7 protein-coding genes are annotated in these 21,181 nt (G+C 44.3%); 4 read left to right on the top strand and 3 right to left on the bottom strand.

All coding sequences use genetic code 11. The features are described from left to right. Window positions 1-217: 217 nt before the first annotated feature. Window positions 218-4,504: an InlB B-repeat-containing protein gene (locus Y696_RS01400; protein ID WP_121509647.1), complete on the bottom strand. Its 4,287-nt coding sequence runs from the start codon at window positions 4,502-4,504 to the stop codon at window positions 218-220. Between the two features lie 688 nt (window positions 4,505-5,192). Here Y696_RS01400 and Y696_RS01395 point away from each other — a divergent pair. The 3 genes from Y696_RS01395 (at window position 5,193) to Y696_RS01385 (ending at window position 12,799) form a co-directional block, all read left to right on the top strand. After that, entirely contained in the window at window positions 5,193-5,690 is a 498-nt protein-coding gene (locus Y696_RS01395; RefSeq protein WP_121509646.1) for a hypothetical protein, read from the top strand. Further along, window positions 5,687-7,756, top strand: coding sequence for a M6 family metalloprotease domain-containing protein (locus tag Y696_RS01390; protein ID WP_121509645.1), 2,070 nt, complete (start codon window positions 5,687-5,689; stop codon window positions 7,754-7,756). Before Y696_RS01395 ends, Y696_RS01390 begins: the two co-directional genes overlap by 4 nt. Window positions 7,757-8,341: 585 nt before the next feature. Then, complete coding sequence (locus tag Y696_RS01385; protein ID WP_121509644.1) at window positions 8,342-12,799, top strand: FxLYD domain-containing protein; 4,458 nt, start codon at window positions 8,342-8,344, stop codon at window positions 12,797-12,799. 84 nt (window positions 12,800-12,883) lie between these two features. Here Y696_RS01385 and Y696_RS01380 read toward each other — a convergent pair whose 3' ends face one another. Both Y696_RS01380 and Y696_RS01375 read right to left on the bottom strand, forming a co-directional pair. Further along, window positions 12,884-17,212 carry an InlB B-repeat-containing protein gene (locus Y696_RS01380; protein WP_121509643.1) on the bottom strand — a complete coding sequence of 1,443 codons (4,329 nt, stop codon included), beginning with the start codon at window positions 17,210-17,212 and terminating at the stop codon, window positions 12,884-12,886. Window positions 17,213-18,216: 1,004 nt separating this feature from the next. Further along, window positions 18,217-18,987: a serine protease gene (locus Y696_RS01375; RefSeq protein WP_121509642.1), complete on the bottom strand. Its 771-nt coding sequence runs from the start codon at window positions 18,985-18,987 to the stop codon at window positions 18,217-18,219. Between the two features lie 177 nt (window positions 18,988-19,164). On the opposite strand from Y696_RS01375, the gene miaB reads away from it, so the two are divergent. After that, window positions 19,165-20,469 carry a tRNA (N6-isopentenyl adenosine(37)-C2)-methylthiotransferase MiaB gene (gene miaB / locus Y696_RS01370; RefSeq protein WP_121509641.1) on the top strand — a complete coding sequence of 435 codons (1,305 nt, stop codon included), beginning with the start codon at window positions 19,165-19,167 and terminating at the stop codon, window positions 20,467-20,469. Window positions 20,470-21,181 lie beyond the last annotated feature (712 nt).

The following is a 21,181-nucleotide window of genomic DNA, read 5'->3' as shown; positions in this document are numbered from 1 at the left end:
AAGACAGTCAATTATATGGTACTTCTGAATGCAGATAGGCTCTCTTGACGCCTCCGAACTCTTGATTATATTCAAGCGAAACCTAAAAAATGTCTTTTTAAAATACCGTATCTTCCTAGCCGGCACATTGTCAAAGCTCCGCTCAATTCCAATACCATACAAAATGGAGACCCTCGCTAAGGAGGGTCTCCATTCGTCTAGAGCAAGATTCAATTAATCAAAACTCAGGAGCTGTACTTCGTCCAGTACCTTCTCGCACAAGCGGATCGATGTATATTCCCTCACAAGCCCCATCTACAGACTTAATCGAGTAAAGCTCCAGCTTGTAAAGCCCATCAAGAACTATGGGATAACCGGTTGGGGAAGCACTTGTGCTCACTAGCTGCGCTCTCTTCAAGTCTACATTATCGTCACCAGTGATGCCTTCAGCCCATTTCCATAGATCTCCATGAACATACGTCTCAAGCATCCATTTTGTGCTGGTATCGTCCCATCTCCAGATGTTGGCGGTTGCTTCTGAAGTGTCAATTGGGACGTTGAAGTCAACCCAAATGGTACCAAGAACTGGAGGAGCGAGTGGCGGATCGTAAGGAACTTGGAAGCGGAGCGCAACAAACTGCGGCCCAACATTGCTCACGTAAGCGCTTACTGTCGCAGGATCGCTTTCCAGGCACCCGTTTGCCTGCTGTGCTGTAATCGTTGCCAGCAATGTATCACCTGCAACTTCGCCAAACTCCCACTTAACTGTTCCAGTCGCTGCGGGGGACTCAAATACATCTACTGTTCCATCGCCCTGCTCCATAAGGATCTCCACACCTGCATAGCAGCCAGTAGCCCCATCTGTAATATAAATATCGTCCGCATCCCAGTAAAGGTAAACGAAGTCAGTAGCACATGCCGTAATAGAAGCTCCATCTGTAGATACTGTGATAGTACCGTCTCCAGTCAACGGCCCGATCAGTGCAGTACTTGTTCCGCTCTCCGAAACAAAGTAGAAGCTATTGACTTTAGGCTTGACGTTGTCGATGTCGATCTCAAGTCTCTCATCAGACAGATTCGGATCTACACCTTCACAACAAACATCACCAACAGTTAGCGTGGCCACCAGTGTCGCACAGTTAACATTCTCAAATTCAATCAAGTGAGTATTCGTTGCGATTCCGGTCTCATCGTCAACATACAGAGTAATTGGCGTTTCAGTTGGCTGAGTTACCGTTCCATTTTTGTACACGAATTCAGTTGTGATGGTAGCGGAAACCGTCCCGATGAATCCCACGAAAGAGCCATCGTACACTTCAATGGTGGCGGTTGCTTCCGTAGCGCAAGCGGTCGGAACGGTCAACCAATCGAACGTGAGAATCTCTGGAGCCTTTCTGTCGATAAGAGCAAAATCGTCAACAACACGAGTGTAGGTCATTGGATCATCGATGTCAGGCTTGCATGTCTGCACTGCTGTGATAGTTGCTACGAAATCTTCGCAGTCGAGATTGGAGGGCAGACAGACCTTTATCGATCCCCAATAGGCCTTGACTGGTTGATCATCATCCTCATCCTTTGTATAAGTAATTTGACTATCCATGTCTATCAGGCCGGCATTTTCGTAACACATAGCATCAAATCCCCATCCGCTTTCAGTATTTACAGACATACCGGGGTAGGAGAAAAGCAGATATTCATCCTCGAGATACTCACCCGTTCCTCCCGTCTCGCATACTGAAGGATAGTTCGACCAGATTTCAATCGATTCCAGACAGTTTTCGAATACTACCCAGTTTACCCACACGCAAGTTGCATCGCAGCTTGGATCACTCAGCGGATCTCCGTAGATTTCATCTACTTCATCAGCTTCTTCACCATTAACATACAAGAACGCTCCAGGAAGCAGTTTGTCAATCTTCAATGTTGTCAAACTCGCTTCTGTGGAGTTCTCGCATCTGAAATCTACAGCCTCTGCGAAAATCGTCAGTTCTGTACAATCAAAGACACAGTCTTCCCAGCTCCACTGAATTATTCCACTCTGTGTGGTCGTTCCATCAGGTGTATAAGGATACAACACTTCCTCGCCATTCTCCATGACTACATAGTCAAGCTGTCCAATCGGAATCCACGTGTCGAAGTAAACAGTAGGAGTGCAAGGATCGTCCATCGTCCAGCTAAATCTTGCAAACGTCGCGTCACATGTTTCAGGTTCGACGCACCATTCGAGATCGAGTTCTGGAGGCACGTTGTCAACGTCGAACTTAATGGTCTTAGAACTCTCGTTCTCACAGTCATCTACTGCTTTGATTGTGGCGGTTATCTCTCTACAATCCGCAAACGGGAATTCCCAGAGTACAGTTCCGTCCGTGGATTCGGTTACAAATGTGTTGCCACACTGACCATCAGAACAGAGATTTCCGTAGTTTACACTTATCTCTGCATAGTCAAAGTTGACATCTCTTATGTGCCAAACAAGAGCTGTCTCTGTTGCTTTACACAGATCGCAATCAGTTCCAACGCAATCAAGACCAAAGTACGTTATCGTCGGAGCCACGAAGTCTATCGCACAGGTTTCGCTTGCCTCATCGCTTACGTTGCATGATGTGTCCTCTGCATATGCATAGACAGTGTAGCTGCCGCCGAGCGTCGGGCTTACGATCTTGGCAGGATCAAGTTCAATGGTCGCATTTACCTCGTATATCGTACCAGTCGCGGGGAACTCCCATCCTTCATCGAAGTCAGAAGTGTCAGAAGTGAATGTGGTCGTCGATTGACCCGTCGGTGTTGCATCAAACGTGACTTTCTTGATTAATCCAGGAACCGATTCATAAAACCAAACATTGGCATCCTTCAGACCGGCCCCATCGGTGAACCGGATCGGAACTACAGTAGTAGTTGCATCGCAGTCACATTCAAGAAGGATATCAACTTCAGGTGTTATGAAGTCAAAGTCCTCGTCACATTCTACTTCAACACTCTGACCTGTTACCGTGGTTACAGTCCATATTAGAAGAGCATCACCAGCAAGCTCTGGGAAGTCTTCCTCGCGAATAATTGCTCTTATTACCAGATCATCTCCGTCTTCAACCGGAGCTTCAATAAGGGTTGCAGGAATAGTCTCCCCGTTTATTGTAGCAGAGACATCAAAGAAATCGCTGTCTTTGAACAGCAAATTCATTATTCTCACACCAGGGTTAAACTCACCATTCCAGCACGGAGTACAAGGCGCACAAGTACAAAGTTCACAGTCCAGCGTGACTGTTTTGTCAAAAACTAACTCGATGTCTTTTTCATCGTCTGGGCAGTAGTTACATGGCATCGTCCCACAGATTTCGTTGTAGACAACAATTCTTAGCTTATCGTAACCTACACCAGACTTGAGCTTAGTGAGATCAAGCTCAAACGTCTCTTTCTCAGTTGACGAAGCTTCTCTAGTTAAGAATCCATCGTAAAGAAGGGCATTATCAGCACTTTCACAATCCCACACACCTTCATAAGCATAGATTCTAACTCTTACTTTTGAGTCAAGAGTTATCGTTGCTTCAAGAGTAGCCTCGTCACCGGTCAAGATAGCTGTTCCTTCAAACAAGACTATGTCACCGGCGAAATCGACCCCGTCAATTACCGCTTCATCAGTGTGGACATAGAAATCGATTTTCTCAGTCTTAGAGATTCCACCGGTCTTCGTTGCAGTCATCGTCAGCGAATAGATTCCACCAACTGGATCCGCACCAAGCATTGCTGCAGTAATAGCGCCAGTCCAAGAATTGTAGAATCTTGAAGAAGGAATTGCTATAGGCCCGTAAACGACTTCCTCACCTTTTACTATGCTCCAGGACGCTTCCGTCAAAGAGCTGTCAGAGTCGCCTACCAGGTACTGAAAGCCAAGACCATCTTCAGGCGCAGTACAAGGTGCTCCAAGAACCATGAGATCTCCCAATGTCCACTCAAGAATGATCTCAGGCAAAACACCGGGTTTGAGATCGAAGTAAGCAGTTGCGTCAATGTCTTTCGTCATTGTTGCGACTACTGTAGCGTCTTCATACTCGACATTGTCAACAACCCATTTGTCAAAGACGCTGTTCTCGTCAGCTTCAGCGATTAGCGTCACTTCTTTCCCTTCGTCATACTCATAGGTTCCCTCTTCCGGAGTAACGGTACCATCGCCATCTCCAGCTTTAGCTACCGTCAGGGTAAATTGCACGCCAGCTACTTCCTCAAAGACCGCTTTAACAGTTTTGTCGGCGTCCATCTTGACTACTAAAAGATTTTCTGTTTCCTCTGTTTCACCGACTACCCACTTAACAAATTGCCATCCTGCATCGGCTTCAGCGGTCAGCGTTACATCTGTTCCCGCTGTGTATTTGCCGCTTGTATTGGGTGCAGGATCGGCAGTAACGGTTCCATTGCCAGTCTTCTCAATAGTCAACGTGTATTCTGCCGGTGGTTTGGGACAACCAGTCAGCATGAACACGAGGAGAAGAATAGCTAGCAATGTGGTTAATTTCAAGAGTTTCTTTGCCACTGCACACACCCCCTATAAGGCGTTTGGTTGTGAAAAGTATTTGCTAAAGAACATATAGAGACTCATATATACCTAAAAAACGCTTTGAACGATCCCGAACAGACGAACAGGTAACAATGGATTTAGCGAACAAACAAAAGACCTCAAATATTATATACCACATTCAAACCGCTAGAAACAAGATGAATCGAGAATATTGTACCATTTCTAATAACCAGATGTCAAACTATTTCAAGGAGCAAACCGCTTCTTCAAGCGAGTCAAAGCCTCATTTGAATTACGAGATATACTGTGAACCACTTCTTCTAAGAGCAAATCATCGCTTCGAATAACCTTCATGAGAATTATTATACACCAAGGAGAGCTTGATTTGGCCTTTAACTAATGACAATCTCCCATCCGTCAATCACAATCTTCTGCGCTGGCCGGCACGTGATTCGTTCTCATTTGGTTTTACCAAGTCGTACGAATATTATTAAAGGATTCAACTGAAGTCCCTTCAATTTGGAATTCACGATCTACGATAAAGCAAATTCACATAAGAATCGCAACAGGATTAGCTTAATACGCATCTTATTACTTGTTACTTGTTACTTGCCATACCAGGTCCTTCACACTCTTTCTTTTACGGTGATCGGGGTAACCTTATCTAGTAATGTATAATTACCTTATGCGTAGTGAGTCATTTGTGAGCAAATACTTAAAGAAATTCAATAATGTTTTTCGCCTTTTCGTCCTCTTAACTGCGCTTCTGCTGCTGACGTCCGGGTGCTGGTTTATAAAGAAGCCGTCGGAAGAAGCTGAATTAGCTTTTGAGAGATCGATTATCACAGTCCAAGAAGGTTCAAGTTCTTCAACCAGATTAATTGCAAAGAATTTTGAAAGGATCTATGTTTTCGAAATAGTGTTAGAAGCCTCTGGAGGAGTCGAGATAACGGACGTAGAATCAAATCTGGATTGCTTGACCTTGATTGCTGGAAGCCATATCCAGTCAATGGTAATTATTCACGGGGCTTTCCCTTACGATGAGCAGGAGGAAGTCAGAAAGGATTTTTTTATTGAAATTATATTTAGCGCCAGTGAGAACGGCAGTTTGAGTATCATTTCGAATTACGCTCTGGATAATGATCTATCGACTGTGAATATTAATACACTTTCAGCAACTCTTGAGGTGGCCGTCAGATGATCGGCAGATTCACCCTTCTATGCATGATCGCCACTGTTCTTTTTTCGGCGGTTCTCATTGGAGCGCCCAGTTTCGGTGGAGTGATTACAGCTTATCAACCTGACGGCACTCGAATCGAATTCATACAGTATGGCGATGAGTATCGAAACTTTATCCTGGATCTATACGGAAGACCTCTTAAGCAAGATCCTCAGAGCCGTTTCTGGCATTATGGTGTCGTTGTCGACGGTGAGATACAGAGCTCAGATCTCCTGAAAGGGATAGACCAGCCTATTGGCATTCCCTCGTTTGAACCCCGGCAGCTTCTCGAATCACTGAAGTTTAGTACACAGAGCACTACTGAATCCCGAGACGCCGCGGTGTCTACAGAAGGGACTATCAAGATACCGGTGATACTGATTGACTACCCCGACTACCCCCATACTTATCATGTAAAAGACTTTGAAGAGATAATCTTCTCATCATACCCTGAGCTCGCTCCTTTTGGTTCTATGAGAGACTATTATAGTGAAGTGTCTAACGGTTCAGTTGATCTGTCAGGAGAAGTATACGGCTGGTACACTGCCGATAAATCAAAGGCCTATTATTCACAAAATGAATTCGAACTCGTGAGGGAAGCTATTTCAAAAGCCGACAAGGATATCGACTTCTCCCTTTATGACAATAATGATGATGGGGTTGTCGATATGATAATCGTTATTCACGAGGGAATGGGGAGAGAACTCTCTGGAGATCAGCTAGATATCTGGTCTTTTCAGTCGAGATTGTTCGATTACGAGACGAATGATGGAGTAACCGCAGATCTCTTCACAATTCAGCCGGAGAGGGTTGACTGGCCGAGGGAGAATGGGGGAGATCCCGTTAAAGGAATTGCGACAATTGGGGTAATGGCACATGAGACAGGTCATCTTTTTGGCCTGCCAGACCTCTATGACTATTCCGGGGCAACGTGGGGAATCGGATACTGGGGAATGATGGCTTACGGTTGCTGGAACTATGTTGATAGACCGGGGGATATGCCCGCCCACTTCTCGGCTTGGTCCAAGGCGAAACTGGGCTGGTTTGAACCGCTAGAGATTTCTAGACTTTCTGGAGATTTCTTTCTCGAAGATGTGAAGATCGGCGGCAGGCTTCTTAAGTTCTCTAATATTGGCAGACCGGAGGAATACTTCCTCATCGAAAATAGAACGAAATTCGGTTTTGACTACGCCCTCCCGGGAGAAGGTCTCCTCATATATCATATCGACGATGACGTTTACGGGAATAGCGGAGAGCGCAAGCAGGTCTATCTGCTTCAAGCCGACGGAAGGGATGACCTGATGGATCCCTCATCGCGCGAGAACAGGGGAGACGACGGCGACCCTTATCCTGGTTCATCAAATAACGTATCATTCGGCTCAGAAACAACCCCTAACTCAAACTGGTATGATGAATCTCTAAGTGGGCTAGAGCTTTCATCGATTTCCCATCGCGACAATGAGATCCACTTTGATTTGGGCTCAAGGAAGACGGATTTCGTGTTGTTCGATACGGTTATTAGTGGAAACGGAAATGGAATTTTGGCTCTCAAGCTTATCGAAACTGAAACACCAATCGCATCCATTCAGCTGTTATTCGAACTGGACGGTGTCCAGATTGATGAAATCATAGTCAGCGAAAGGTTTGATGAAACTCGAAGAAAAATAGCTAGCTCTGCCGACGGCGTTCAGATAAAGCTTTCACTGCTTTCTGTTGAATCGGATGAATTCTTACCAGGAGCAGTTGTTACCATTTTGTCTAGTGGGAACTCAAAGGCATCGATTCTTGAGAGCGCGTTTCTAACCGTTGAGTATTCTGACGGTAGTCTTATGGAGAGTTTCATCGACAGTAGAACCAATCCTGCAGATGTCAACAATGATGGACTATTCGATGGGTCTGATCATCAAGTCTTCTTCGAGAAGTACTTCACTAAGTATGGTGACGAAACCTGGGATATGCTTTCAACTCTTTGCGACTTCGATAATGACGATTCAGTTGGATCTAGTTTGATTGATATTGCCCTTTTCGGTATTTATTCCGCTCGATGAAAGCTTCTCTAGAATCTCACTATTATTCATTGAGAATTAGCTAAGATACTTGCCTCTTTCATTCGCTGAATAACGTGAAATAACACACTAAGACTGACAAAAACGATGCCAACATTCTGCGGTTCGATAACGGGAAATCGCTATAATGTTCTCCATCATTAAGTCAACAATCTTCTATACTGAGCTGAAATCAGCTTATGCAATCTATCACAAAGTCACATGTTCATATTGTAGTATTAGATTATGTCCATCGATTGTTTATTACATGCTGACGATGTGTGCGATTAACCGTTATTCTTTTCTCACCGATCATCTCATTGAGGACTACTCGCAAATTGCATAGATGGCACTGTGTGGCGCTAAAAGTAACCATTACCTCATTTTACCGAGAAAAGGACGTGTTTTTCAAATCAAAATGATCTTAATGTCCCATTCATCTTTGAGTAACTGTAAAATTACCTATTAAAGTGTATCGTTCGTATGATTTTCTTCCCCCAATGATATAGAATGAGACTAGATAACTTTGATCGACCGATTAGCTTGTCATTTTTGGGGTGGGTTTTCGTTTCTTAGGGAGGTGTTGTAATGAAAAGGCTTTTTTTGTTCTCAACGGCAATTTTACTTTTGGCGGTGTTCTTGAGTAGTTGTTTTCAGCCTCAGAAGAAAGTAGAGGTTATAGATCTTGGAATTGTGGAACACACGCAAGAAATCATTTTCTTGACTCAGGAAGATTCTGGAGAATATGTTTTCTTCATTCGAGCTCCAGATTCGTTTGTAGAAGTTGACGGTGAGTTCATTGGTAAGATGACTTACTGGGTTGACTATGATACAAAAGAGTTGGTTGTAAATCACACTTTCGAGAGTGACTGGATGTTAACGGAACTGTGGCTTGGTTATTCACTGAGCGTGCAAGGACTGGACAAAAACGGTGATGGTGAACTTGAAAAGGATGATCTTGATGATCACGTAATTGTCAATCCCAAGTCGGCTAATTTTACTTACAGAAAGAGTTTAGAGTCTTTCATTCAAGAAGACACAACGGTTTTTTACTTTGCAGTTCATCTTTTTCTGGAAAAGGAAGTGGAGGAAAACGTCTTCAGTTCCAAACTTTTCAAATATGAACATGGAGTATGCAAGTTCCAAGTTACCTATTTCAACGAGAACGGGCAGAAAGATCCCTGGCTGAATGGATTCATCGATGGAGATGCTAAGGGAAGCAAATCAGGAGAATATGACTGGATACTTACGAAAACGGCAAGTCCAACAGTAGTTCCCAATTTCCCCTCGAGCAGTGGAACTGAGAAGCAGATTGAATACATTCTTGAGGCAAAGAGGCTGCCTCTCAAGGAAGGCACAACTTTTTCAATCTCTGGTTCAGCCGGCGTTCTTAATTCAGGCGATGCAACTGCCAAGAACGTTCAGGTGGAACTGCAGCTACAGAAGTCGGTTGGGGCGACATGGCAGGATATCGGCAGCCCGAAAAAGAGAAGCCTCGGGGACATTGATCCTGGATACAAAAGTGTTCCCTTTTCTTTTTCATTCAGTGGTAATGAAGGAGATTATTTTAGGGTATCGATGAAGATAACTTCGGATAATTTCCCTACAACATTTGTGTATGAGACTTTCTTGATGCCCAAACCCGCTGAAATGCAACCTTTGGATGCTAATGCCACAGTTGAAGATCAACCGTTTCCTCCTACGGGTTTTGAAGTTTTGAATCATTCTAGTGCGGGTTGGCCATGGAATATTGCCGACACCTCACTGGCTACGAAGACATATTTCGTAACTATTAGAAGCATTGAGCAGCTTCAGGCAGGAGAATACTGGTTGACAAACACGGCAACTCTTACCGAATCAGACACAAAAGATGAGAGAGTTGACGATGCCATAGTGCAGATTATCGTGATTGGGGGAAGTGAGGATTCAGGAACCCTTCAAGCCACCACAACGCACGAAATTGTATGGAACAGGGAAATTGAGTATGATTGGGAGCTCGAAAAGCGTGTTCTTCCTGGTAGCGTGACGCTTACTCAAGGAGCTTCTCAGACATTTGTCTATACACTTTCCGCCACAAGGCTTGAGACTCCCGTCGCTTCAGGCTCTGATGTTCATAGCCTAACCGGAGAGGTGGAAGTCTTGTTTACCAGCACGGGAATTACTACGGCTGATAACCTGAAAATCCATGTGCAGCTTGAATCAAGTATTAATGGTAGCGATTGGAGTACAGAAGGAGCTACAGTCTCGGTTGACACTTCTTCCAAGAACTCTTTCTCTAGTGGTGAAGAACATACATATCCTTTCTCAATACCTGGTTTTACACCGATAGAAGGCAAGTTCTACAGGGTCACCGCTTATGTCAAAGCAGATGGCCCTTTCCCCACGCAGGACACGAGTGATCATTCGGGACCTCATTATCCAAACATCACAAAGAAGTACGATGAAGAAGCAAATGTAGATGATCTTTTGGACAATATCGAAGATGTAATCGGAAATTCGGTAACCGGTTTTAGCATAACTGATATTGTGAGTCACCCCTCTTGGCCCACAGATATAAGTACCAACACTAAATACGTTTACAGCATTAGGATAGAAAATATCGGAGCGGATCAAGGCACTTATTTCTTGACAAACAATGCTACACTCACTGAGAAAGACAGCAAGACGGGGCATTCAGATGATGCACGTTTGATAGTAACAGTTCCGCAGCCTTCCATAGATAATCCAAATCTAAAGATAGAGAACGAACATGATATGGAATGGGACAAAGAAAAGGTATACAGCTGGGAGATAGACAAGAGCGTAGATCCCGAGAGTGTCGAACTTGAGGAAGGAGAAGACGGTACCTTCTTATATACTCTGCTTGCCACAAGGACAGTCTCTGAAGAGACGAACGTGGCTACCCTTACAGGCCTGGCAACCGTAACTAATACAGGCGATATTGACCTCACGAACATAAATGTAGAGATTGTCTTGAAGGACGCAGACGACAATGAGATTGATTCTTACACTGGTTCAATTACTACGCTGGCCGTCGGCACATATGAGAAATTCCCGTACAGCTTTACGTTTGACCCGACATTATACAGTGCACCATTCACACTTGTTGCAACAGCAACAGATGGAGCGAGTGATACCCACACAAGTAATCCAGCACTGCCTGCTAATCCAAACCTAACGGAGATTGACAAGGACGCCTTCGTCGAAGATGAATTCGACGACAGTGGTATTCCGGCTGGGATAGAGTTAGGATTCCCACAAAGCTGGACAGATATGTCAAACATCTGGACCAACATTATAGAAGGCAGCGATTGGAATTCTTCCACAAATAGCTGGAGTGCAAGCTACACAGTTGTAGCGACCAACACCGGAGCCGCTCCTGGAGAATACCCGCTTGACAACACGGTCGTTATCCATGGTGAAGATTCTAAAGATGGGTTAGACAGTGACGATGAAGAAGTAACTATAATAGTTCCTGAAACAGTCAAGCTCAGTGCAGAAGTTGCTGCTGAATTCTTCTGGAATAACAGCAAGGTATATGCGTGGGAGATAGATAAGCAGGTTCATCCAACTTCAATAACCTACTACGTAACTGAGTTTGAAAAGGAAATCGACTACACAATAACGGCAACGAGGACACTTGAATCAGATGTTAGTAAGCATTCTTATCAAGGGTCAGTAACGGTTACCAATAGCGGCCTGAGTGAAGCTAAGAATGTGAAACTGCTCATAGAACTCCAATACTACAATGGCACTAACTGGATCACTATTGAGACGCTTCCACAAGTCTCTCTTGGGAATCTGGCATCTGGATCGTCTACCGTTACCAACTTCGGACCTTCAGTCTTCACTCCGGTTGATGTTTTCGCGGAACACAAGATAACAGTGGTAGCTTCGGCCGATGCCCCGGCAAACACTGCCGATGACTTCTACAGTTCATCGCTTAACGTAACCTCCAGTGAAACGACAAACGCAACAGCAACCTTGGATGATGAATTCACTTACATTTCGGACGGATTCCAGATTGTGGATACAGATCCCGAACTGCTTTCTTTCCCAATGGAGCTGACGAATACCACAATTGTTCAGTTCTCTATAACGCTTAGGAAATTCTCTTACAACGGCACAGTAGATGATGTTTCTTACGAAGTCGGTGATCTCGGCGCCTATTTGAGTGCAACGGTTTCTGGCGATATGGAAGGCACTTACCCTGGCTGGTGTATTGAGGTAAATACCTCAGGTATTGAAGGCCCTTACACGATAGTCGATATCTACGACGGAGGAGCGCCAGATTCAGAAATGGCTAAGATCAACTACATTCTCAACACCTATAGAGATGGAGATTACTCCGGAGCCGACTACAGGCATATTCAGATCGCAATATGGGCGATAATGGAAGGTTATCTGGACTGGAGCTCATGGAGGACTAAGTTCGACCCCGGTGTTCCAAGAAAAGATAAGTCTCTCGTTGAATCAATAATTAGTACCGCCGATCACTCGTTTATTCCTGGTTGCGGAGACGTAGTCCTAATAGAGGCCCAAAGTTCAAACAATCAGAATCTGATCCTAGAAACCGTTTTAGATTGTCAGGAAGAGTTCTATATTGAAAACACGGCAACTCTAGTAGTAACCAAAACAGACGAGCTTTGGGACAAAGCAGTAGTTGAAATAAAGTTGACTCCTACCAACCCCGAAACCTGGGGAGAAGAGACTGCCTGGGGTGGAAACTATGAACGCGGCGAAAAGCCATGGTGGTACTACTTCGATACAAACGGTCCCGCCATTCAGGATATTTACGCGGGCAATAAGAAGGTCGCCGGAGCGTCAGTAACTTACAAGAACGGAAAGTTGATAATAGTCCTTGGGCCTAATATGCGTCTGCAGAATACAGATGAGGCTGTGAAGATTCAGGGATATGCTGAAGGCGAGCTACCGACAGAAAGGCCAGAAGGAGGTCACTTCTCCTACAAAGGCACTGATCTGGTCGTTTCTGTTAGTCCGGCAAGATACTTTGCGATTCATCTGGATGTAGAAGTACTAGAATAGCAGCTGCATACTATGACCTTTATAGCTCAAAAACCCTCCCCACGGAGGGCTTTTTGCTTCCAGAAACAGGAAATGGCTATTCGATCAATTGCATATTCCTACATACTGTATTGAGCTTCCTGAATTACCCGGATCGGTAAAACTTGGATTGATTGACTTGTAAACAGCACTTCCCCCTCTGAGATCCTTTGATCCTCCAGAATAGAACTGAACCGCTATTGAGTTGAAATCACCGTCGCCTCGGAAGCCATAGGGTCCTGAGCCGTTTTTGAGAACCAGAGCAATCCTGAAATCAGTAAGAATTTCGCCTAAGGATTTCGTGACACCATACTTAGTTAACGCAGAAACGATGACATTTGATGAATTGTCATTGCTAAGAAGAATATCTCTGAATATTGCATCATTGCCTGCCTGAGCTCTTATGTATTGAAGGAAGATATATGATAAAGCATAGCTGGATAGAGTATCTCCATTGTCACCCCAATACAGAACTGAGTGTCCGTCTCGGATCCTAGGAGAACTATTGAAGTACGAGATCCTTCTGGAAAGAACACCAGAGTAAAGATGTTCAGCAGCCAAAGATAACCCTTCATTTAACCATGTTGGCATTGTGGAACCCTTTTCAACAAGAACATTTCTGTTGTAGTTCACCATGTGTTGAAACTCATGTGCAATTGTGGAGAAAGCCCTGGAAACATCAATTGGGTTTGTCTTAGGATAGTGCATTGATGGATAAGTATCAATATAGAAAAGTTCACCCATGTTAGATATTGAATGATTGAACAGGTCACCCGAGCTAAAGTAACCGGCATAATACGAGCCAGTCGTCTCAAAATTATCTTGTATATCGAAGCAAAGGATCTTCACTTTACCGTTTCCGTCAAGATCTGAAGGAGTGTAGAAGTAATTAGCAATAAGTGGATATATACTATCGTCAAACTCGCTACCAAGCTGCTGGGCTTGTTGCTGACCTATCTCTTCTGTATTCTCAACCCAAATCTCAGACTTAGATCCAGAATACTGAAGAGTTGCAGTTAGTTTCTCGGTGGTATTAGTCTTGAAGTTATAGACCCAGAATTCCGATGTGCTTCCAACCGCTGCAATCTCAAAATTGTCCCCGAGTTTTACGAGTTTATCAAGTGTCAAACCGTCCGGCTCCGGAAGGATTGGATTCATAGCATAAGCTTCCAAAGGAAGGGCGTCCGGTAAAGATGCTGTTTGAACGAAATCCTCAGACAGGGAACCCGTATTTTCGTAAGAATAGCAATCTGGGTTTTCGTTGCTTATAAGCAATAAATTGCCCAAGTAAACGGGCCCTACCTTGTCGACCCCGTCAGCAGGAAGGGAATTCTTCGTCGAGAAGCTCCATACAGAGCTTTCGGAAGTAGCTCCCTTACTGTCCTTTGCAACGATCTTCCAGTAGTATGTGACCCCTTCACTGAGGTCCCCAGACTGCCAGTTATTGGCTACGATATCTGATGCAACTTTTTCTGGACTTGAAGAAGAACCGAAATAAATGTCAAAGACAAGAGCATCGCCGTCTGAATCTGAACAAGTCCAGGAAAGCTCTATGGATAACTCCTGATCGACAGAACCACTTGCGGGCGATGGTGAACCCGGAACGGCTGGCGGGTTGTTCTGCTCTGTCACAGTTATCGTAAATCCATCCGCTGCATACCCGCCTCTGCCATCGCTAACCTCTATTGTGATCTCGTGAACTCCCGCATTCAGTTCACTCGTGTCAACTGAATAGATTCCGCCTGAAATACTTCCAGGGCCGGATAATAGCGAGTAAGAGAGCGTATCACCATCCGCATCTGCCGAATGTTCGCTTAGCAGCAACTCCAATACTCCGCCTTTGGAAACCTCTCGATCTTCAAGGGAAATCGTTGGAAGTGAATTGTAAACTGCCTGTGCTACCGTCGGCTCATCAATGATGAACTCCAGAGTTGAGCTCTCTCCTGCCTTCACTCCGTTCACCGACCAGTGAAGGAAGTTGTAGCCTTCCACTGCCACAACATTCAATACAACTTTCTCGCCATCGCGATACCATCCTGCGCCACCAATCTGAACAATACCGAAGGGTTGGGTCACTGCCTCGAGTTTGAATTCTTTGCCGAAAGCTGCAACGAAAGAAAGGTTGGAGTTCAGTTCTATAGTTCTTGTAGTTACAGTACTTCCGTCATTCCACCCGGAGAAGTCATATCTGACATCGTTCCCAACAATCTGTGTTGAAATGTCCTTCTCTTGAGGAGTAATCGTGGATATTGCGTGTGAGGATCCTTCTGCGGCAGTGATCTGGTATGGCGAAACCATTTGGTTGCCATCAATCTTGACAAGCAGTCCTTCAGGGGTAGTTGAAACAGTCAGAGTCTTGTTGCTAACAACTGCTTCTTCGTATACTGCAACAATTTTCTTAGGAGAATCAACGGTTACTGATAAGGGATTTCCGACTGCTTTGGTCCCATTAACACTCCAGGAAACAAATCTATATCCCGAAACCTCCGGCGCAGTTATATTAAGAGAGTAGCCCTTCCTATACCAACCAGTTCCTGCGATTTGAGCGGTTTCCGATGACACCTCCACTAGATACTCCGTATTCGCTGTGGCTTCGAGTCTGGTATCTTCGGTTAATTCAAAAGTTCTGGTATTTTCAGCCAATCCATCTGCCCATTTTGAGAAAAGGAATCTTGTATCATTTCCCGATACCTGTTCACTGTTGTCTTTCTCCTGTGAAGCTGGGAAGGAAACCCCGATGGAGGTTCCGCTTTCGAAGACAAAACTCTTCGGAGCGGAATAGACTTCGCTGTTAAGGCTAAACACGAGACCTTCGGGATTGGACGCTATCTCAAGAGTCGATTCTTTCTTGTTTTTGTAGACAGCTATGATCTTCATTGGTCTCTCAACCACCAGATCAAGAATCTCTCCGTCTACACGTTCTCCGTTAACTTCCCAGTGTGAAAAAGTATATTCGATTAAATCACTTGACTCGTAAGAAATAAAAGAGCCTTTGGCTTTCCATCCTGCCCCTGGGATTTCTGAAAGTCCTTCGGGCATTGTATCCGTTTCAACGAGGTATTCGATTTCCATTGTCGACGTATATGACTTGTCTGAGTCGAGCTTTATCGTTCTCTTGTTAGTCTCTATCGAATCGTTCCATCTGCCAAATGTGTAACGCGCGTCTATTCCTATAACGAACTCCGATTCATCTCTTGTTTGAGGTTCAGGTATTTCGACAGTAAAAAGGTCACCATAACTGCCAGACAGAGAAGCGGGCGAAGTAAAAGTCTTATCGTTTATCAGAATTTCCAGTCCCGACGGGTCGGTATCTAAAGAAAGCTCATGTCCTACAAGGCTGTAGTTAGCAACAACACTCTTTGGTGAATCAACAATCACAGAAAGCTCCTCCGTCAGTACAGCTTCGCCATCGATTTCCCAGTGTGAAAAGATGTAGCCCGGGACTTCGGGAGCAACAAAAGAGACTGAAGAACCAGCCGTCTTCCAGGCTGCACTAGAAAACTTACCTATTCCTTCTGGAACGGTTGAAGTCACAGTGAGATATTCAATTCCAGTAATTGCATTCAAAGACAGATCGGTATTCAGCAATACCGTACGGGGATTACTTGTACCACCATCGCTCCAGGATTTGAAGAAGTATCTAGTGTCTGTACCGTTAACGAGGTTACTAAGATCCCTTTCCTGAGGAAGAAAGGCAACTGTGTGTGATTCCCCGTCTTCTAACTTGATAGTGTAGGGGGTGAGAATTTCCTGGCCATCCACACTCATATTCAGTCCGGAGGGTTGTGAATCAATCTCGAAACTTCTTAGAGGTCTGTTCTCATAGACAGCTTCAATCTTTGTTGGTCCATCGAGTTTCAAAGAGAGCTCCTGACTGTATTCTCTACTTCCATCAATATTCCAGTAAGAGAAGTGATAATCTCCAACCTCAGCAGGTGCGGTCAAGTCAAGCTCCGTATCAACTGGATAAAAACCGCTTCCCGCGATTTCGACAAGATTTCTGGGACTCGTTGATATAGAGACCCTAACATTCTTCACTGTCTTGATTTCCAGTTTCTTATTCGAATCGGCCGTAATTGCTCTTGGATTCGCCTTAGATTCGTCGGCCCAGCCATCGAAAACATGTATAACCTCAGTTTCTTCAAGTGGTTCTTCTTCTATAACTTTGACGACTACAGTCTCCTGGGGTTTAAGGTTAAGAACTAGCGGGGTTTTCTGGACATCTGAAGCTTCATAATTCGCCTGTTCGATGTCTTTTAGAAGGGCAACCGAAATTGCATCCGGCTCCGAAACAACCTCCACAGTGAATAGGTTCAATCTGGGAACGCAACTGCTGAAGATCAAGGCTATGAAAAGTAAAACGCTTATTAGAATTGTATTCCTGTATCTCCTCATAAGATCTCCTCCGGACGGTTTGTGAAAAACCGGGTGTACAGGAATATTATATACGATTCATTCATAAGTATTATCTATTTGATATATTCTTATGATGTAATCATACGATTAGTTTTTAAGAATACGAAATTCGATATATTTCCATACATTCTAAGTAAAATAAACATTATTTAACGGATCATAGGAATTAATAATTTTTAGTAGAACGTACGAATGATTTTTTATTCCAGATCGAATTTCGTCTAATTGGTTATATTTACTGCATCTTAACAAGGGTATAACATTGCAAAAAGCAATCGGGTTTTGCCAACAAATAACTGCAAATCGTTATATTCAAATGATCACTTGCGAAAGACAGCCTTTGATTTCTTCAACGAACTATTGATTGTTCTGACAACAAATCAGATGGAAAGCTATTATGTAGTTCAGATGTCTAAGAACTTGAGCTAAGCAACCAACACCAATTTTGCTTTTTCTTTTAACTGAAAACAGTTTCTCCAGCGAAGGAATCTTGTTTCCAAATACATTGCATCGAGGATTGCGCCCCGTTGTTTCTTGGAGGGAGGATTATCGGAAAGAATTTTGATCATTTGTCTTCAATAGCGCCGTCACACTGCCATTCACACTTCTAAATGTCCATTCTGCACAAGGCGAACCCATCTAAAGATAAGCGATATTCGATCGTAAGAAGGAGTTTCGATACTGTCTTATCGAAGCATTAGTCCAACTGAGGCAAGATACAAGTCTGACTATCCTGATTCAAAGGAGCATATCGCAATCTTCAGCGTTTTGCAATTTTGCATTGCCTCAAAGATGAGGAGCAGGCTGAACACTGTCCTTGCCCGACCGGTAATGAAACCTTTCTCATGAATTGAAAAATCGATGCTAAGTGAGTAGAGATACCTCTCTACATTGCCTTGCTGAATGTAAAAGAGTCACTCCCGCGCCTCCCAAGAAGGAGTTTCTCTCCTGTATTTCGTAATATCCTCGACATCCATCGAATCTTACCCGATAGAAAGCAAAACTCTTCTTATCCTTTCCGCATGAACTCCCCAACCGGCATTCAAGAACTGGTTTTCTTCGATTTCACGACCGTCTCTTCTCACCTTCGGACTGAAACCGAGTGGCAGATGCACCGTTCTGCTTTGGATGCCCCACACTCTTCCTTTCGTATCTAATATGGGACCTCCACTTTGACCGAGAAGGCCGGGAGAAGAAGTCTCGATGAACTTCGTCATATTTTTAGCCCCTTTGAAAGCCGGTGCTTCAACTGTTCTGGTGTAAATTCCATCGATTGGGTAAAGTGAGGGCAGACTCTTGCCATCCATGATGAATCTAGAGTTCTTTTCATCAAAGGAAGCACGAATTCTGGAAAAGGGGTATCCCACCCTGCAAAGACTTGTCCCAATCTTCATTTCATCTTGTGTCACAAAAGCAGGGTACTCAACTATCTCATCCGGATCAAATGGTTCAAGTCTTCCGATTACCAGGTCATCCTCAGGAAATGGCCTGATCTCCTTGAGGACCTTTCCATCTCCACCCCACCAGAATGAATGATTCTCGATTCTTTTCGCAGGCTCTATGTTATTCTGGTTGTGCTGTTGCTTGAACATGAAATAAGAATGCCATAGGTGCGCCATTGTCACTATCCATCCTTCTCTGTTCAACACAATGAATGATCCGCAATTTGCGACGACCTCTCCCGCTCCATTCCGCGTAAGTACCACTACCGGTCTTGTAAACTGGCTTGCAATTCTAAAAGCTTCTGAAAACATGTTGCACCTCCAATAGCACTCGCCGAATTTCTCATCTCTTCTAACTCTTGGACAGCATTTATGATCCATGCTGACAGTGAATTCTTCCTATTAGAATGGTAACACAACGTGGTTACTCGTCCCCGACTAATGAGGTACAATTTAGCTGAGCAATGATATCGGAATAGGAGTGATCTTTTGAAAGTAGCCTTTAGAACCTTTGGATGTCAGATGAATATCAACGATACAGAGGCAATGATGGGCGTTCTATCGAAAGCCGGTCACGAAATTGCTGCCAGTGAGGAAGAGGCTGACGCCGTCATCGTAAATACTTGCGCAGTTAGGGCAAAGTCCGAAGACAAGTTATACGGCAAACTCGGGCAGTTGAAAGCAGTGAAGAAGCGGAAAGGAAGACTTCTCGTAGGTGTCTGTGGATGTGTAGCGGAAAAGAATGCGATAGAGTTACTCACTCACAAAGAGGTTGACTTTGTATTTGGGACTCGTGCAATCACTAGAGTAGATGAACTGCTCGGCAGAGCGGAGTCAGGTGAGAGATTCATTGAGATGGGTGATTTTATCGACGAACTCGATTCAACCACTCCTAGAATCAGGACAAGCGCGCATCACGCATGGATAACCATAATATTTGGATGCAACAAGTTCTGCTCATACTGCATAGTACCCTACACCAGAGGCAGGGAAAAGAGCAGAAATATGGATGATATACTTTCGGAAGCGAGAGAACTTGCCGTAAATGGTTACAGAGAAATCACCTATCTCGGACAAAATGTGGACTCGTATGGAAAGGATCTTGAAGATGGTTCTTCCCTTGCAAAACTGATTAGAGAGACTATTGAGATAAACGGGATTGAGAGAATCTGGTTCTTGACATCTTATCCCAGGGATTTCAGTGACGAACTAATAGATGTGATAGCATCCTCGGAAAAAGTGTCTCGTGCGATTCATTTACCGGTTCAATCTGGAAGCAACAGAATTTTGAAAGACATGAACAGAGGTTACACTAGGGAATACTATCTAGACCTACTAGGCAGGGTTAAGAATAGGATTCAAGGAGCTACTCTCAGTACTGATTTGATTATCGGGTTTCCCGGAGAGACTGAAAAAGAGTACGAAGAGACAGTGTCGCTAGTAAAGGAAGTTAGGTTTGAGCGCGTCAATCTCGCTATGTATTCGCCAAGAGAAGGCACCCTCTCTGCAAAGAAGATGAAAGATGATGTGCCTCAAGAAGTTAAGACGAGAAGATTAAACGATCTCCTTGCAATTCAGAAACACATTAATAGGGAAGAGAACGAAAAGTATCTTAATGAAACAATCGATGTCATTGGAGAAGGCAAGGTAAAAGGGAATGGCAAAATCTACGGAAGAACAATGAACAACAAGATAGTAATTTACGAGGCCGAAGCTGATCTGATCGGTCAACCTGTTAAGATCAGAATAGAACGGGTATCGGCTGGACCTTTGTACGGAGTGATAGTCAAATAGACTTGTGAAGGCAGCGGAGGGGAACGAGGTTAGAGGTCGGTGGTCCGTGGCAGTAAGAACAGGGAAATCGCTGTCAGTTGAAAAGTTCTACGAAAAGAGAGAGCAAGATGCTGAAACAAGTTCAGCATGACAGGATGTGACGTTATCGCAATCACGAGACATTGTCATCCCGAACTTGATCCGGGATCTGGGTTCTTGAAGACCGTGGTCCGTGGTAGCAGGTAGGGAGTTCGAAAGAACAAGAGAAACTGGTTGATCGTTAAGCGTTTCTCCGTCCTCAGAAAAGAACGGTTGCAAGTTCCAAGATGCAAGTTGTAAGAAGAAGACCTTTTTCTAAATGGCGATGAAGTAAGCTCGTTACTGACATCAACAAGAGAGCGAGATTCTGAATCAAGTTCAGAATGACAGGATGTGACGTTATCGCAATCACGAGACATTGTCATCCCGGACTTGATCCGGGATCTGGGTTCTTGAAGACCGTGGTCCGTGGTAGCAGGTAGGGAGTTCGAAAGAACAAGAGAAACTGGTTGATCGTTAAGCGGTTCTCCGTCCTCAGAAAAGAACGGTTGCAAGTTCCAAAATGCAAGTTGTAAGAAGAAGACCTTTTTCTAAATGGCGATGAAGTAAGCTCGTTACTGACATCAACAAGAGAGCGAGATTCTGAATCAAGTTCAGAATGACGCGATGTGATGTTTTCGTAAGGCCCGCCGGG

Origin of the sequence: Mesotoga sp. H07pep.5.4 (genome assembly GCF_003664935.1) — a bacterium.
Taxonomy (GTDB): Bacteria; Thermotogota; Thermotogae; order Petrotogales; family Kosmotogaceae; genus Mesotoga; species Mesotoga prima.
The sequence above is the reverse complement of the archived record's forward strand: the minus strand, read 5'-3'. Positions and strand labels throughout refer to the sequence as shown.

What these genes read in the sequence shown, in the direction of transcription:
- Y696_RS01390 (WP_121509645.1), top strand. Translation starts at nt 5,687, where the DNA reads ATGATCGGCAGATTCACCCTTCTATGCATGATCGCCACTGTTCTTTTT.
- Y696_RS01385 (WP_121509644.1), top strand. Translation starts at nt 8,342, where the DNA reads ATGAAAAGGCTTTTTTTGTTCTCAACGGCAATTTTACTTTTGGCGGTG.
- Y696_RS01380 (WP_121509643.1), bottom strand. Translation starts at nt 17,212, where the DNA reads ATGAGGAGATACAGGAATACAATTCTAATAAGCGTTTTACTTTTCATA.
- Y696_RS01375 (WP_121509642.1), bottom strand. Translation starts at nt 18,987, where the DNA reads ATGTTTTCAGAAGCTTTTAGAATTGCAAGCCAGTTTACAAGACCGGTA.